11 protein-coding genes are annotated in these 15392 nt (G+C 54.1%); 4 read left to right on the top strand and 7 right to left on the bottom strand.

Features of this window, described 5'->3' with window-relative positions; genetic code table 11:
- Positions 1–19: 19 nt before the first annotated feature.
- From BN8_RS19560 to BN8_RS19540, 5 genes are all read right to left on the bottom strand, one after another.
- Positions 20–2845 (bottom strand): M14 family metallopeptidase, encoded by a 2826-nt coding sequence (locus BN8_RS19560; RefSeq protein WP_040006367.1) that lies wholly within the window; start codon positions 2843–2845, stop codon positions 20–22.
- A 130-nt stretch (positions 2846–2975) separates the two neighbouring features.
- On the bottom strand, positions 2976–3602 hold the full coding sequence (locus tag BN8_RS19555; RefSeq protein WP_040006627.1) for a hypothetical protein: 627 nt from the start codon (positions 3600–3602) through the stop codon (positions 2976–2978).
- 19 nt (positions 3603–3621) lie between these two features.
- Positions 3622–5217 carry a SusD/RagB family nutrient-binding outer membrane lipoprotein gene (locus BN8_RS19550; RefSeq protein ID WP_009283663.1) on the bottom strand — a complete coding sequence of 532 codons (1596 nt, stop codon included), beginning with the start codon at positions 5215–5217 and terminating at the stop codon, positions 3622–3624.
- Positions 5218–5318: 101 nt separating this feature from the next.
- Positions 5319–8567 (bottom strand): SusC/RagA family TonB-linked outer membrane protein, encoded by a 3249-nt coding sequence (locus BN8_RS19545; RefSeq protein WP_009283662.1) that lies wholly within the window; start codon positions 8565–8567, stop codon positions 5319–5321.
- A gap of 363 nt (positions 8568–8930) precedes the next feature.
- Positions 8931–9311: a MerC domain-containing protein gene (locus BN8_RS19540; protein WP_009283660.1), complete on the bottom strand. Its 381-nt coding sequence runs from the start codon at positions 9309–9311 to the stop codon at positions 8931–8933.
- 234 nt (positions 9312–9545) lie between these two features.
- Here BN8_RS19540 and BN8_RS19535 point away from each other — a divergent pair, with 234 nt between their 5' ends.
- Entirely contained in the window at positions 9546–10112 is a 567-nt protein-coding gene (locus tag BN8_RS19535) for a hypothetical protein (RefSeq protein ID WP_009283659.1), read from the top strand.
- A gap of 45 nt (positions 10113–10157) precedes the next feature.
- Here BN8_RS19535 and BN8_RS19530 read toward each other — a convergent pair whose 3' ends face one another.
- Positions 10158–10859, bottom strand: a complete 702-nt coding sequence (locus BN8_RS19530) for a TapB family protein (RefSeq protein ID WP_040006365.1) — start codon at positions 10857–10859, stop codon at positions 10158–10160.
- A gap of 78 nt (positions 10860–10937) precedes the next feature.
- Positions 10938–11855: a geranylgeranylglycerol-phosphate geranylgeranyltransferase gene (locus BN8_RS19525; RefSeq protein WP_009283657.1), complete on the bottom strand. Its 918-nt coding sequence runs from the start codon at positions 11853–11855 to the stop codon at positions 10938–10940.
- Between the two features lie 207 nt (positions 11856–12062).
- Here BN8_RS19525 and bshA point away from each other — a divergent pair, with 207 nt between their 5' ends.
- The 3 genes from bshA (at position 12063) to BN8_RS19510 (ending at position 15370) form a co-directional block, all read left to right on the top strand.
- Positions 12063–13199 carry an N-acetyl-alpha-D-glucosaminyl L-malate synthase BshA gene (gene bshA / locus BN8_RS19520; protein WP_009283656.1) on the top strand — a complete coding sequence of 379 codons (1137 nt, stop codon included), beginning with the start codon at positions 12063–12065 and terminating at the stop codon, positions 13197–13199.
- Positions 13200–13313: 114 nt separating this feature from the next.
- Positions 13314–14651, top strand: a complete 1338-nt coding sequence (locus tag BN8_RS19515) for an NAD(P)/FAD-dependent oxidoreductase (protein WP_009283655.1) — start codon at positions 13314–13316, stop codon at positions 14649–14651.
- A gap of 86 nt (positions 14652–14737) precedes the next feature.
- The gene (locus BN8_RS19510; RefSeq protein WP_009283654.1) at positions 14738–15370 is read left to right on the top strand and encodes a sterol desaturase family protein; all 633 of its coding nucleotides are present in this window, start codon (positions 14738–14740) and stop codon (positions 15368–15370) included.
- Positions 15371–15392: the final 22 nt, after the last annotated feature.

The following is a 15392-nucleotide window of genomic DNA, read 5'->3' as shown; positions in this document are numbered from 1 at the left end:
GCCGCCGGAAACATCAGGATTATTCCTCGCTCACCGTCTCGTTGCCCGATTGAGGGGATGAACCGGTTGAGTAGAGCTGATTGAAGAGCAGTTTGAACGTACCCTGCGATTGAGCCCGGAACGTGATTTCGGGGCCGAAGGCGTAGAGTTTACCCGAGCCGACCGGAGCCATGAAAGCCGCTACGCCGTCCTGTAGGTACGACTGCCCCCAGGCCCAGCCGCTACGCAGCGGTTTGTTGCTGGAAAACCAGGCCAGTGGTTTCACCGTCCCTTTGGCGATGGCTTCGGGAGCCAGCTTGAAGACCGGGCTGGCGTCGAAATACACATCCGTCAGGTTCGGCATACCCCAGGTAGCGTGCTGGGTCGAATCCAGGTTCACCCGCAGTACGCTACCTGGAATGTAGTACTTCTCGCCGGGCAGTGGCCGATCCTGTCCGCTGCTGGTCATTTCGGTCAGGGCATTCTTGACCGGCAGGTTCAGGTGGTAAGCCAGGTTCGTGCTGGAGCCAATAGTCACAACCGTACCGCCGGCTTCCAGGAACGCCTTGATCTGCGGAATCGACTTGCTGGCGGTGATCCGGCCTAACCACGGACGATATTCGGCCGGAGTTGTCTCTTCTTTCGGTTCGCGTTCGAGAGCCCGGAAAATGTCGTTTTCCTCCCCTCTGACGGGCGGAATGGCCCGGGTTACGAACACGATTACGTCGTATTTCTTGCGCAGATCGCCGGCGTCAATATCCGACGGGTAAATCACCTTCATCGGGAAGTGATACTGCTCCATCAGCCAGCGCACCCAGCCCGACGGCATTGAGCCACCGTACGTATCCCACAGCGCAATACGCATGGGCGATACTTTGATCATCGACGTAGTGGGGCGTTTCGACACGCCCGTAATTTCCAGACCGAGGTCCTTCGCGGACTTGTCCAGCAACGATTTGGCCTTCGCCGACGCCGGCACAAAGAAGGCACCGGCTTCCACCGACGACTTACCGCCAGCGCCGTTGGGCAGGCGGTACACCTCCACACCCGATGCCAGCAGGTCATTAACCGCGATGAACGAGTTATTGGCGCGGGCGCTCAGCACGTAGCCGGCACTGCCACCCCCGTTGATATGGCCTTCGGGCGACAGGAGTTCGCCGTAGGGCAGCTTCTTGAACGGACCGTCAAAACCGTCGAGAATCCGGTCGAACTGTACGTTCATGAGGTAGGCCAGGGTCCAGCCGGCGGCATCGTACGGACGTACCGGCGGGCCACCCGGATACTGGAAATCGTTGGGGTGATCCTGCGGCTCGAACATATCGAGAATGTGTGGTCGGAACGACTGATCGGTCTTGACGATGTACGAACCTTCGGGGTATTTCTTGCCCGCTACGGTAAAATCGGCCGTGGCCTGTTGTACCTGAATACCCGTCCGGATCAGGGCGTTGAGGAACTTGACGGCCGTGGCGAAATCAGGCTGGTTGGCCGGGATGATGAAACCGCGCGGGTCGCGCAGGGTCGGCGCTTTCATGATCGTATCGTAGTACTTAACCGGCATGCCGCCACCCCGGGGCAGCAGACCATACTGGGCCAGAGCCGCGTTGGTGGTCGAGGTCGGCTTTTTCGGATCGGCTTTGTAGGCTTCCTGAATGGCGTCGATGCGCTTCGGCGAGAGCGCCCACGTATCGGTGCTGCCGCGCTCGATGGAGTTCTTACCCATCCGGTAGATGTTGTACAGCACCTGGTCGCGGTAGCGGGCAGCATAATCCATCACGGCGTAATTCAAGGACAGCGAGTAATCAATCGACTGCTTGAAATGCCACTTCTGCGGCCGAACCGGGAAGGGTGTGTTACCGTTCGGAATCAGACGGTTCGGTACCAGCGGTACGTCTTCGGGTGTTGGACCGCCGATGATCTCGGTCAGCAGGCCGATCATGTTGTGGAAGTGCGTCGTCGTACGCAGACCACCGTTGTACCAGGTCGAGAACACCGAACCGCCCAGGCGCGTGAATCCCGGTTTGTTTTCGGAGTTCAGGCGGTTGATCATGGCCGCGCCGAGGGCGTCGATTCCCGTGATCATCAGCGGGTCAAACGCGTAGTTAAACGGGTCGCGGTAGGGGGGACCCGCCAGCACCGAGCCGGCCGGACCGCGCTGGTGGTGGTTATACATGATCTGCGGAATCCACTCGACAAACAACTGGCGGCCAATGTTCCGGGTTTCTTTCATGTTCAGCATGAAGAAGTCGCGGTTGTTATCGTGACCGATGTACTTCTGATAGAGCCGGGGCAGGTTGTCCAGCGATCGTTTCTCCGGCGTTTTTTCGCGCATGTACCAGTTCGTGACGATCTCCTGCCCATCGGGGTTGGCGTGGGTCAGCAGAATGATGTCCTGATCCAGAATCCGCAGGGTTTCCGGGTCTTTGCGGCTCACCAGTTGCCAGATCGTTTCGATTAACTGCATGGTTCCAACCGTTTCGGTGGCGTGCAGCCCCCCGTCAATCCAGACCACGGCTTTACCTTCATTAGCCAGAGCGCGGGCCTGCTCATCGGTCAGTCCTTCGGCACGGGCCAGTTTCTGGGAAATCTCCTTATACCGGTCCAGCTTCTTCAAATTCTCCGGCGACGAAACGATCAGCATGTACTGATGCCGACCTTCTTCCGTCATGCCAATGTCCACGAGTTTAGCCCGGTCCGATGCGGCTGCAATCTTCTTAAAATACGCTTCGGTCTGGGTATAGGTGGCGAGCATGTAATCGTCGCCGATGTTGAACCCAAAGTGCTCTTTGGGCGAAAGAATGTTCTGCGCCCAGGCCGTAGTCAGGCTGAACAGCAGGCCGATCAAAAGTAAACGAGGAAAAAAACGCATCATAGCGGGTTGTTTAGGGTAATACGTTGGCTGGTTAGTAGTTTGTGGCTCCTTGTTCGTGGTTAGACGGGCCGTTGGTCAGTACGGTAATCTGAACGGCAAACCACAAGCTAAGAACTACGAACTAATTTCACTTTCTCCGGAACCGGACACCGACGCGGCAGTCGCCGACTTCGCCACGGGCTTCGTCGCAAACGTTCTCCTGAAAGCCGACAATCCGGCGGCCGTCCTTGAGGTTCAGGATAAACTTGAACAGAAAATAATCATTCTGGGCGACCTTGCTCAGGTCCGTGCCCGTAAACGTTGCCATCTGGCCGGCTGTAACCGTAAACGTCTTGGGAAACTGCGTAACCGTTTCGTATAATTTGTCGGCCGACCCGACCCGGCTCGGCAGCGGAAACTGAGTTGCCGTCGGATACAGACCACCCGGTTGAGAAATAGCGATCGGATAGGGCGGATTGCCGGTTGCCGGTGCTTTGTAAAAACCCAAATATACATCAATTGAGGTGACTTCGGTACGCCCGAAACCTTCCCACCGCAGTGCATATTCAAACTCCTGACTGGCCATATTGGCGGCTCCCAGATCGAAGAAGGACGTGTTGGCCGTGGCTACCGTTGGCAGCGCCGATTTGGACGTATTGACCGCCACCAGCGGAACGGCTGTGTAGGTATAATTCTCCCAGACGTAGTCCTCAGTTTTGCAGGCGTCGAGGAGAATGGGCAGAATTATAGCGGTATAGAGAAAGATCTTTTTCATAGTCATTAAGTGGTATCCCTTATTTGTCCCAGAACACCGGGGTTGTTTGTTGCGCCGTTTGTACCTGATCCGCTTTGCTGGATACGTTCGCGTTGGTCGACAGTTCCGTGATTGAATACGTGAGTCGCAGCGGGAACGTGTTCAGGGGGGCGATGGGAGCCGGTAACACCGGCAGGCCCGTCCGGCGGTAATCGTTGTACGATTCGATGCCGTTGCCGTAGAGCGCGATGTATTTCTGGGTCATCACCAGCGTGAGCTTTCCGGCATCATCAGCGGCCGTGAACTGGCTCGCCCGGTTGGCGGCAAAGGCCGTGATCGATGCAGCCGGAATGGCCGGGGCCGAGTTACCCGAGGTCGACGAAATCGTGTTGACGCTGTTCAAATGCGCCGTAATGCCGTCCTGAAACAGTTGGCGTGCGTCGCCGGTCGTACCCAGTGTCAGGGCTGCTTCGGCCAGGATGAATTTGACCATCGCGTTCGTGATGAATGGGAACACACCCGCCCCCGTGCCGTCGGTGTTGGTCACGACTTTTGGTGCACCGGTAGCTCCGGTGTTGGTCACGAAGGTGTTAGAAGCCGGTATATTGTTGATCGGCGCATTGTCGTACAGCCCCCCGGCCGGATACACCCCGACGGTAGCTTTCAGGGCGTTGTCGTTGGGCGAAGCCGTTGGGTCGCCGGTGTAGCGGCCAAAGTACCCGTTGCCGGTTGGTGTGAAGCCTACGGTATAGTTGGGCGTTTGCCGGAAAAAGTAGTACCGAATCCGCGGGTCGTCGTTGTTAAACAACCGCTCGATGAAACCCTGGCTCATGTAGTACGATTTACTGGCCTGGTATTCAGCGCGGTGCCAGGGATGCCGGTTAGCAGGGGTTTCGCTGGAGCCGAAGCGGAACGAGAAGTCCTGCGTATTGGCGCTGATCAGGGGCGCATTAGCCGACAGCAGGGCGTTGATTCCGGTCTTCGCTTTCTCCGGCTGAACCAGACGTATCTGGTTGAAGAGCTTTAGCTTTAACGAGTTGCCCATGCGAATCCAGGCGTTCTTATCGCCCCGGTAGATGATGTCGGCACTGGCCGGCTGGATGGCAAATGCGCCTTTATTGGCATCGGCCAGGGCTTCGTCGATCAGCGTAAACAGCTTGTCGTAAATGGTAGCTCCGGTCTCGAAAACGGGGTCGGAAACAGTGTTACCCTTCGAGGCCTCGGTAAACGGAATGTCGCCCCAGAGGTCGACCATGATGCTGTAGATGTAGGCTTTTTCCAGTTTGGCGATGGAAACGTAATCCCAGCGGTTCTGGCGCGTACCTTCTTCAATGATGATTTCGAGGTCGTTCAGCACCTGCGTGTACAACCCGTTCCACGACTGCTGGTAATCGGTACCGTCCTGGAAATTGCGGCTGGCGTTGTTGGTGTACAGATGCTGCACCAGCACCGACGTTCCCTGATTCACGTCCCGCAGGCTGCCCGTCATGGATACCTGCGTAGCCGGCAGCAGCAGTTCCAGTACCGGCGTAGTCGGGTTGTTCGGATCAGAGTTAATATCGACAAACTCATTGCAGGCTCCGGCCGTCAGGAGTAGCCCCAGTAAAGAGGTTATTCGTATGATTTTAAATGTCATATTACCTGGTATTTTTTAACCGCAAAGACGCGAAGGAAGCGCAATGGTCGCCAAGTACGTTGCGCTCTTCGCGCTTGCTTTGCGTCTTTGCGGTTTGAAAATTAAAAACTGAACCGCAGATTCACCCCGAGTCGCCGGGTCGTTGGAATGCCGATGAAATCGAAACCCTGCGAGTTGCCGGCTCCCAGCGAACTGACTTCCGGATCGAAGTTCAGGTACTTCGGGAAGTTGGGCGCCAGGTACCACAGGTTCCGGCCGCTGATGGACAGGAATGCCGAACCGAACGGCGTTTTTTCGAGCCACCGCTTCGGAATCTGGTAGCCAAGCGAGACTTCGCGCAGCCGGAACACCGTGGCATCGAATACGTTCACTTCGGCGGCACCGCCGGGACCAAAGCCACCGCTGAAATAGTAGTCAGCTACGGCAATGCCTACGTTGTTCGGGATTTTCCGGCCTTCGCCGTCGAGGATGGGTTTCAGCGTGTTTACGTCGCCCAGTACACCCGGTCCAATGAGGATAGCTTCTCGTTCTTCCGTGTCGCGGGTAACGCCCCGGCTCAGGAGTTCATAGGCCGTGAAGGAATACATGTCGCCCCCTTTCTTCCAGTCGAACAGGGCGCTGAGCGTCAGCCCCCGATACGTCAGTGTGTTGGTGACACCCAGTATAAAATCGGGGTTTGGGTTGCCGATGGCTTCTGTTTTGCCGCTCAGGATTGGCTTACCGGTGTTGGGATTCACCAGAATGTTGCCTTCGTCGTCGCGGGCGTAGGTGGAGCCGCGAATCATGCCGTAGGGCCGACCGGCAATATGAACGCTACCCAGGTCGGCAAAACCACCATAGGGCAGTTCCCGTAGCGAACCGATGTCGCGCACGATGTTCCGGTTCAGCGTAAAGGCCGACGAAATATCCCAGGTCAGGCCGTTGGGCGCTTTCACTGGCGTAGCGTTCAGTCCGATTTCAATCCCTTCGTTGGATGACTTACCGAGGTTAATCACTTTTTGCGTGTAACCCGAAGAAGGTACCGCATTGACCGTAAAGATCTGCGACGTACTGATCTTATTATAGTACGTGACGTCCAGCCCGACCCGGTTGTTGAAGAACTGGAGTTCGGCCCCCAGCTCAAGCTCGTTGATAAATTCCGGCTTCAGGGTTGCATTCGCCAGCAGGTCAGACTGAGTCAGTGCACTCTGGCCAATGAAGGGCGTTGCGATGGTACCCGTACCGGATGCACCGGCTCCCAGCACCGGATTGGCGATGTATACCGTCTGGGTCTGGTAGGGAGTCGCTTCGTTACCGACCCGCGTATAGCCCGCCCGCAGTTTACCGAACGACAGAATCGATTTTGGCAACCGGAAGGCTTCGGTAAAGATCAGCGACGCGCTGGCTCCACCGTAGAGGTAACTGCGGCTGTCAGGCGGCAGCGTAGACGATACGTCATTACGGGCAACGAGGTTCAGAAAGGCGTAGTTCTTATAGTCCAGCGAGATGTCGGTAAAGATGGCATAGAACCGCTGCCGCAGGGTATTCCGGTTGTTGGGCAGCACACGCGGAATTGTAACGCTGGTGTTGTTCAGGGAGTTGATGCCACGGAAGATGATGCCGTCTCCGAATACCACCTGCCGCTCCGTGACCCGCTGGTTTACGTTGTTGCCCAGAATGACCTTCAGCCCGATGTCTTCGCTGATGGGCCTGGTAGCCGTCAGCAACAGGGTGTTGTCCAGTTCCTGCCGGAAGATGTTGTCGTTCGTAATGTTGCCGTTCGGGAAGTAGTCGCCCCCCTTGCCGTTCACGACGGTTCGGCGGTCGGTGTACACGTTGAAGCCGGCCGTGTTCTGGACGTTCAGCCACGGCAGCGGGTCGAAGCCAAGTACGATATTACCGTAGTAGCGGTCTACCTTGCTCGTGGTTGGGCTATTCTTAACCGACCAGTAGGGGTTATCGGTGCCTACCCGGTCGTACACGTTGTTGCCGTTCAGGGGGTTGGTGTACGGGTAGTTGGTCAGGTCAAAACTCGTCGGCACAAACATCAGAATGTCCAGGATCGAAGCCCCAGAACCGTTCGCGGCCGTGAGCTGGGGCGATGTCTGGTCGGTGTTGACGTAGTTCAGCGCCCCGCTGACGTAAAATTTGTTGTCCAGTTGTGCGTTTCCGCCGATGTTAACCGCCGTACGGGTAATCTCGTTTTCCGGAACAACGCCCTGGTTACCCGTACGTGACAGACCCGCCGTAAAGCTGCCTTTCTCTCCACCGGTCGACACCGACAGCGCATTTTCAAAGACGCTGCCCGTCCGGAAGAAATTTTTGGCGTTGTACTGCGAATAAGACTGATATGGCACCTGAATCGGCGTAGTTCCGTCGGCCTGGTAGATGTCGGGGAAAACCGTTGAAGGGTACCGGTTGTTGGTCGTCAGCGGGTGCGGGATGGTCTGGCGCGTCGGGATCAGGCTCGTGACGCCCGGATACGGCGGCCCCCACGACCCAAACACGCCACTCCGGTAGTCGAAGTTGGTACCCTGACCGTATTTGGTCTGATACTCGGGCAGGCCCGCTACGGTCTCAGTCGAATAACCCGTATTGAACGTAATTTCAAGCCCTTTCCGGCTCTGGCGTTTTCCGGCCTTGGTCGTGATGATGATGGCCCCGTTGGCGGCCCGCGATCCATAGAGTGCGGCAGCCGCAGCGCCTTTCAGAACGGTCATCGTCAGGATGTTGTTCGGGTCGAGGTCGAACGCCCGGTTGGTGACGGTCGATCCGCCGACCGTTCCATCCGTACCGCCGAAGCTGGAGTTATCGAACGGAACCCCGTCGACTACAAACAGCGGCTGGTTGTTGTTCCCCAGCGATGAGTTACCCCGGATGGTGATGTTGGTGGCCCCCCCGGCGGCCCCACCCGAACCCTGTACGTTGACCCCGGCCACTTTGCCGGTCAGCGCCCGCAGCGGGTCGGGTTCTGACTTCTGCGCCAGCTTACTGGCATCGATCGTACTGACGGAGTACCCGAGCGCGTTTTTGTCCCGTTTAATACCAGCGGCCGTCACGACCACTTCGCTCAGTTGTTTGGTATCGACCGTCAGCGCCACGTCGATAACCTGCTGATTACCAACGGTTACTTCTTTCGACTGAAAACCAACCGAGGAGAAGACCAGCACGGCATCACCGTTCGGTATGCTGATCTGGTAGCTGCCCTGCGCATCGGTAACAGTCCCAACCGTAGTGCCTTTAACGGTCACCGACGTACCGGGTAACCCGGCTTTATCGCCGTCGTCGCGGACTTTCCCCCGGATGGTTCGTTGCTGGCTAAACGCTAAAAGAGGGAATAGAATGAGAAAAGCACATAGATGTATTTTCATACAGTTTCATAGAGGGAGTTAATTGGATACGGAGAGAATAGTAATCCTGCGAAAGCAAATCAATATTATTAGATTATATTTTTTAATTCAATAGATATAGCAAATAATATTTTAAAATAATTAATAATATCAGTATTTAATTCTAATATTTGATTTTTTTTAGAATTAGTTAAATGATATATTTTCTCCTGTTCATCCATTTTAAGACCGTTTGGTCCCGTAGTTTATACGTATATGTTTCAGGGTAACGTCGATGCGAGGGAATCACATAGAGAGAAGTATCTGCATAAAAAAGCCCGTGACATCTACGGAGACATCACGGGCGATTGAATAGTATAACTTTATAAAGAAGGTACCGACGACTTAGTGAGCGTGTTGCAGGCGGTGGGCACGGATATTGAACAGGTGCGAAATCACCAGACCTGCCGAGGCTAAGTAGCCAAGGTATTCAAACAGTTCGTTTACATCCTCGAGCAGGATGGCTACCGTAAAGAGACTCAAAAATGCCCATAGGCAAATACGGATGACGGGCGAAGCGTAATGACGGGTGGCGAAATAGACAGCCACGATATTAACGCCAATAAACACGTAATCCAGGCTCAGGTACCCAATGCGGAAGGCGTCATGCTTTAAAAGCGAAGACGTCATCAGCAGCATCGGCGTGATGAGACAGTGAATCATGCACAATACCGAACCGGTGATCCCAATGTAGTCGGCTTTCTTATCAAGACTATCTGTTTTCATAGACAGCGTACCAAAGACTTAACAGCGCAAAGATAGCACTATTTTCTTATTTGCAACAATGTTGCAAAAATGAGATTGGCGATCAATGTACAGGACAAAGATACAAAGACCATTGCGTAGAGAAACCATAAGCAATGCAATATAGTTGCAAAAATTTTTGCAACTATATTGCATTTGAAATAGCTTTGCCGACCGTATCAACTGATATGTGTTTACATTCAACGATTTACCTGCATGAACAACGTAGTGAAAAAATGGCTATGGTTGCTGATCCTGGCAGTGCCTTTATTAAGTGGTTGCAACGACAACGCCGATAACCCCCAGCCGGCCGATGAGAACGAACTGATAACAACTCTGACGTTGCGTTTTACGCAGCAGGGGGTAACCAGCCCGCAATCGCAGACGATCACCTTCCGGGATGTTGACGGTGATGGTGGCTCGGCACCGGTTATTACTGGTAACGTAACGCTCAGAGCCAACCAGACCTATACCCTGGACGTAGCTCAATTGCTTGATGAAAGCAAGACACCAACTCTTAACATTCTGGAAGAAGTGGAAGAGGAGAGCGATGAACACCTATTTGTTTTTACGCCCAATCCTACTTCGTTATTTACCTATACCTATGGCGATAAGGATCAGAATAATCTGCCCATTGGTATCACTGGAACCGTTCGTACAGGAGCCGCCGGCACCGGTACGGTTACGGTACAGCTACGCCATCAGCCTGGTACAAAGAATGGAACGCCTGCCCCCGGCGACGATGATCTGAACGTACAGTTCAACATAACCGTTGCCAACTAACGACTAGCAACTGGCCGACCACCCGCGGGTAGTCGGCCAGTTGGTTTAATTTACCTGGCTAAGCAGGGTATAACCCATCAGCTTGCCGTTTTTGTTGTACGTCTCTGACTTGACATCGAACAGCAGGTTGCCAGACCGGTAGCTGACCACCCGCATTGACCCCCGAATCGGTATGCCCATGGTCCGGTTTTCAAAGCCCATGTCCGAGGTTATTTTGTACGTATCGAACGTACCGGCCGGCGTCGTGATCGACTGCTGACCTTCTACCTGCCGGTTGCTCATGGTCATGTTCATCTCCATCATTCGCGTGCCGTTGGTGAAAAACTCAGCTTCCATAGCACCGTCGGGTAGTTTCTGCCCAACATTGAATTTCCCGGGATACACCAGTCGATTTAGTTTCATCTTCATCTGGGCATCTTTGAAGGCCGTATTCTGCATACTCGCCATCATACCTGATAAGTCAGCCATAATTTCATCACCGGTGCATGTATAGCGGATATCGGATGGGGGCTGGGCTTTGCCTTTTTCGTCCTGGAACTGGGTTGTAATATCAACGATGGTTGAGTTGCCTTCGCGGCTTACATTCTTAATCTGATACGTGATTTTGCCGTTCGGTTTTTCTTTGGCGTTGTAGGTTGTCAGCTCAAAATTCATCCCTGGTTTGAGCGTCATACCGGCGCATGTCTGCGCCCGGCCAGTTGTCAGAACGGCTGCCGTCATCAGCAAGGAAAGGACCAATTGTTTCATAAAGCGTAGGTTTGTAAGCGTTTAGTCGATAAAACTACACGTTTGGCAAACCCGTTTGCCGAACGTTTGAGGGAAAGGTCAGGCCCAGGCCATGCTCAGGACGCCCATCAGCATGATCAGCTTACACAGATTGCTAAGGTAGCCGAAGTCCCGGCGGGTATCGGCGAAAACGAGCCGGTACACCAGCCACCCGATCGGGATCAGCAGGATAAGGAAAATCCAGCCCAGGCGCAGGTTCCCCAGCGAATCGGCCATCAGAAACAGGGTGGCAATGAATGATGCAATGAGGACGTAGAGCAGGTATTTGGTCCGGCGCAGCCCCCAGACGATCGGGAGTGTCCGGCACCCGAAGCGGGCGTCGCCCCGGATGTCTTCCATGTCTTTAATGATCTCCCGGACCAGCGTAATGGCAAACGAGAACAGGGCGTAGATCAGGAGCATATCGGCGTTCTGGCGATAATACACCGCCAGCACGATCAGCGAGAGAGCCGTCAGGAGGGAGATGACTACGTTGCCGATAAACGGCTGGCGCTTGAACTGCGCGGAATAAAACCAGAGCAGCCCGGCCGCTACGACATCGGTTACAAATACCCAGTTGCTTAGATAGAGTCCTATGACACACCCCACGAAGTTCAGGAGCTGGTGAGCGCCCATGGCCACCCGGCGTTTAAGATAACGGCCGATAACGACCCGTTCGGGTTTGTTGACCAGGTCGATTTTGATATCGAAATAATCGTTGATGATGTAGCCCGCTGCCGCAATGCAAACCGTTGAGAATGACAGCAGCCAGATGGTCGGATCGATCAGAATGCGCAGCCATTGCTCCTGTGGCCCAACAAGGAAAATGCGGGCCAGAAACTGAGTGAGCACCACGATCAACAGATTTTGCACACGGATCAGCCGAAGGAATCCATAGACGAATGCCGAGAAAGGAACGGGCTGGTGCATGGGGGGGCTTTTAAACTGCAAAAATACGGCTTTTTTATCATGCCGCATGGTTTAACCAGCCGTTCCTATTATTCGTAGCATGGGCCACCTGCCAGAGGGCAATTTCGCACTCCGGCAGACCCGGCTGAGGGCGAGGAAACGAGCAGCACCCCGGCCAACATCACTGTAACAAATACTTTACGTAAGAATCGGGATTCTTTTCATGCTGGTTTGTTGTTGTAAGGAAAACCGTTCCCGGCCTTCGGGCTCCATTCTATGAAAATCGGTATTGTGTGCTACCCCACTTTCGGGGGCAGTGGCGTAGTAGCCACCGAACTTGGTAAGGCACTGGCCAAAAACGGCCACCAGATCCACTTCATTACCTACCAGCAACCACCCCGGCTCGATTTTTTCAATGAGAATGTTTTCTACCACGAAGTAAATATCCCCTCGTATCCGCTCTTTCAGTATCCGCCGTATGAATCGGCGCTCGCGAGCGAGATGGTCAACGTTGTATTGAACGAAAACGTGGATCTGCTGCACGTTCACTACGCCATTCCGCACGCGTCGGCGGCTTACATGGCCAAAATGATTCTGCGGTCGCAGGGGCGACACGTACCGGTGGTTACCACCTTACACGGGACCGACATCACGCTGGTGGGTAAGGATGCGTCGTATGAACCGGTCGTTACGTTCAGTATCAACCAGTCCGACGGCGTAACGGCCGTGTCGGAAGATCTGCGGCAGGATACCTACGCCCATTTTAACGTCCATCGCGAAATTGAAGTCATTCCCAACTTCATCGACCTGAGCCGGTTCAAGCGGCAGCAGAAAGAACATTTCAAAAAAGCGATCTGCCCCAACGGCGAAAAGCTCATTGTGCATACGTCGAACTTCCGGCGCGTCAAACGTATTGATGATGCCGTTATGACGTTTTATCACATTCAGGAGCACATGCCGGCTAAATTGCTGCTTGTCGGCGACGGCCCCGAACGCGCCCGTATCGAACGACTGGTGCGCGAACTGGGCATCTACGATCAGGTTCGTTTTCTGGGTAAGCTGGATGCCGTGGAGGAAGTGCTGTCGGTGGCCGATCTGTTTCTGATGCCGTCGGAAAACGAAAGTTTCGGACTCGCGGCACTCGAAGCCATGGCCTGTGAGGTACCCGTTATATCATCCAACGCCGGTGGCCTGCCCGAACTGAACGTGCAGGGCGTGACGGGCTTTCTGAGCCCCGTTGGCGACGTAGACGACATGGTCAAAAACTCGTTGTACATCCTCGACGAAGCGAATCTTCCTACCTTTAAGCGAAATGCGCTGGCCCGCGCCGAAGAGTTTGCGCTGCCGCTGATACTGCCGCGATACGAAGCGTATTACGAGCGTGTGCTTCAGGAAGCGCGGGAAACGGTTTAAACAAGCATTTAGGATTTACAGTTTTCAGTTTACGGTTTTCGATGGATCGTTTCCGAATGGCGACTTACTCAAAAACAGCAGACTGTAAACCGTGAACAGAAAACCGAATAACGAATGAATCCAAACATACCCAAAACGGACCGGAAGCGGGTGGTAATTGTGGGGGCCGGCTTCGGTGGACTGAAATTGGCCAAACGGCTATCGCGACGGAAAGAGTTTCAGGTAGTGCTGGTTAACCGGCACAATTATCACGAGTTTCAACCGCTGTACTATCAGGTTGCTACGGCCGGTCTGGAGGCAAACTCCATTCTGTTTCCGCTACGGGCCGTGTTCGGCAACTGCAAGAACGTACACATCCGGGTAACGAACGTAACGGGCGTGCGGCCGGCCGACAAAGCCATTGATACCGAACTGGGGCCAATCACCTACGATTACCTCGTGGTTGCGACCGGCGCCGACACCAACTTCTTCAACATGCAGAACATCATCGAGAAGGCTCTTCCGATGAAGTCGGTGTCGGAAGCGATTGCGCTCCGGAATCGAATTCTGCAGAATTTCGAAGATGCGCTGAGCGTCGAAACCGAAGAGGAAAAAAATGGACTGATGGATTTTGTGGTGGTAGGCGGAGGACCGACGGGCGTGGAGCTTTGCGGAACGCTGGCCGAAATGCGCAAAACCGTCCTGCCCCGCGACTACCCCGAGCTTAACTTTACGATGATGGATATTCACCTCATCGAGTCGGGCGGGGAGCTGCTGGGGCCGATGTCGAAGCAATCGCAGGACCATTCCCTCAAATACCTGCTGGATCTTGGCGTTAATGTCCGGCTCAACACGCGGGTAAAGGACTTCGATGGCGAGACGGTGTACATGGTCGACGGCTCAACGCTCCGGACCAACAACCTTATCTGGGCGGCTGGCGTAAAAGCAAACCCGCTGAACGGATTGCCGACGGAGGTAATAGGCCGTGGCGGACGTATAACCGTGAACCGGTACAGCCAGGTAACGGGCTTTACCGACGTCTTTGCCATCGGCGACGTAGCGTTGATGACGGAGGAGAAATGGCCCAACGGACACCCTCAAATCGCGCAGCCGGCCATTCAGCAGGGTAAACACCTGGCCAAAAACCTGCTTCGCTGGGTTAAAGGCGAACAGCCGGAAGAGTTCACGTACCGCGACCTGGGTACGATGGCGACCATCGGTCGGGGGCTGGCTGTGGTTGATCTGCCATTTTTGCATTTTGGCGGTTTTTTTGCCTGGCTGACCTGGCTATTCGTGCACCTGATGAACATTCTCGGCGTCAAAAACCGGCTGTTTATTTTCCTGAACTGGATGTGGAATTACCTGACGTATAACAACTCGTTGCGCCTGATCATCCGACAGAAACTCCCGCAGGGAAACATCAGGGCCATGCAGGAAAAACTTTCTGACCAGTTGGAGGTTACTAAGACATAGGCAACTAGTAAACCTACTTTACTAAATTTATTTTCAAGAACCACTTTTCGTTGTACTTTCGCGCCACTATTTAAACGAATACTTCTATGCAAGGAACTGTTGACAACTTTAAAAGTCACGCACGGCCTAAAAACAGCGGGACAAAGAAACTGTTTGACAACCCGATCCTGGAAGCCTTATCGCGGACTCACATAATGGTACCCATCAGCATGTGGCTGACCTCGTCGGCGTTTCTGCTGTGGTACGCATTGAATTACACCGATTACTCAACGGGTCGCATTATCGCTCTATTCTTTACGGGTTTATTCGTCTTTACGTTGTTTGAATACATACTGCACCGGTACCTGTATCACCTGGAACCTACAACACCGCAGCGGGCCAAAATTCAGTACACCTTCCACGGCGTTCACCACGAATATCCAAAAGATAAGACGCGGCTGGCCATGCCCCCGGCGCTGGCTATTATTATGTGGTTCGTGTTCTTCGGGTTGTTTTTCCTGATCATGGGTGAATCGTCGTATGCGTTCTTCCCGGGTTTTCTGGTGGGCTATTCGGGCTATCTGTCGGTGCACTTCATTGTGCATGCGTATCCGCCCCCGAAGAATTTCTTCAAGCAGTTGTGGGTTAACCATAGCGTTCACCACTACAAAAATCCTGATAGTAACTTCGGCGTATCGTCGCCGTTCTGGGACTACATCTTTAGGTCTTATCAGAAGTAACAAAAAAAGCGAGCGATCGTCG

It is taken from the genome of Fibrisoma limi BUZ 3 (assembly GCF_000296815.2).
In the GTDB taxonomy this organism is placed as follows: domain Bacteria; phylum Bacteroidota; class Bacteroidia; order Cytophagales; family Spirosomataceae; genus Fibrisoma; species Fibrisoma limi.
Note: the sequence above shows the minus strand (reverse complement) of the source record. Positions and strands in the feature narration are given on the sequence as shown.

Excerpts from the sequence above, each read along its gene's own strand:
- BN8_RS19510 (WP_009283654.1), top strand. The coding sequence starts at position 14,738 with ATGCAAGGAACTGTTGACAACTTTAAAAGTCACGCACGGCCTAAAAAC.
- BN8_RS19560 (WP_040006367.1), bottom strand. The coding sequence starts at position 2,845 with ATGCGTTTTTTTCCTCGTTTACTTTTGATCGGCCTGCTGTTCAGCCTG.
- BN8_RS19545 (WP_009283662.1), bottom strand. The coding sequence starts at position 8,567 with ATGAAAATACATCTATGTGCTTTTCTCATTCTATTCCCTCTTTTAGCG.
- BN8_RS19515 (WP_009283655.1), top strand. The coding sequence starts at position 13,314 with ATGAATCCAAACATACCCAAAACGGACCGGAAGCGGGTGGTAATTGTG.
- BN8_RS19550 (WP_009283663.1), bottom strand. The coding sequence starts at position 5,217 with ATGACATTTAAAATCATACGAATAACCTCTTTACTGGGGCTACTCCTG.
- bshA (WP_009283656.1), top strand. The coding sequence starts at position 12,063 with ATGAAAATCGGTATTGTGTGCTACCCCACTTTCGGGGGCAGTGGCGTA.
- BN8_RS19555 (WP_040006627.1), bottom strand. The coding sequence starts at position 3,602 with ATGAAAAAGATCTTTCTCTATACCGCTATAATTCTGCCCATTCTCCTC.
- BN8_RS19535 (WP_009283659.1), top strand. The coding sequence starts at position 9,546 with ATGAACAACGTAGTGAAAAAATGGCTATGGTTGCTGATCCTGGCAGTG.
- BN8_RS19525 (WP_009283657.1), bottom strand. The coding sequence starts at position 11,855 with ATGCGGCATGATAAAAAAGCCGTATTTTTGCAGTTTAAAAGCCCCCCC.
- BN8_RS19530 (WP_040006365.1), bottom strand. The coding sequence starts at position 10,859 with ATGAAACAATTGGTCCTTTCCTTGCTGATGACGGCAGCCGTTCTGACA.
- BN8_RS19540 (WP_009283660.1), bottom strand. The coding sequence starts at position 9,311 with ATGAAAACAGATAGTCTTGATAAGAAAGCCGACTACATTGGGATCACC.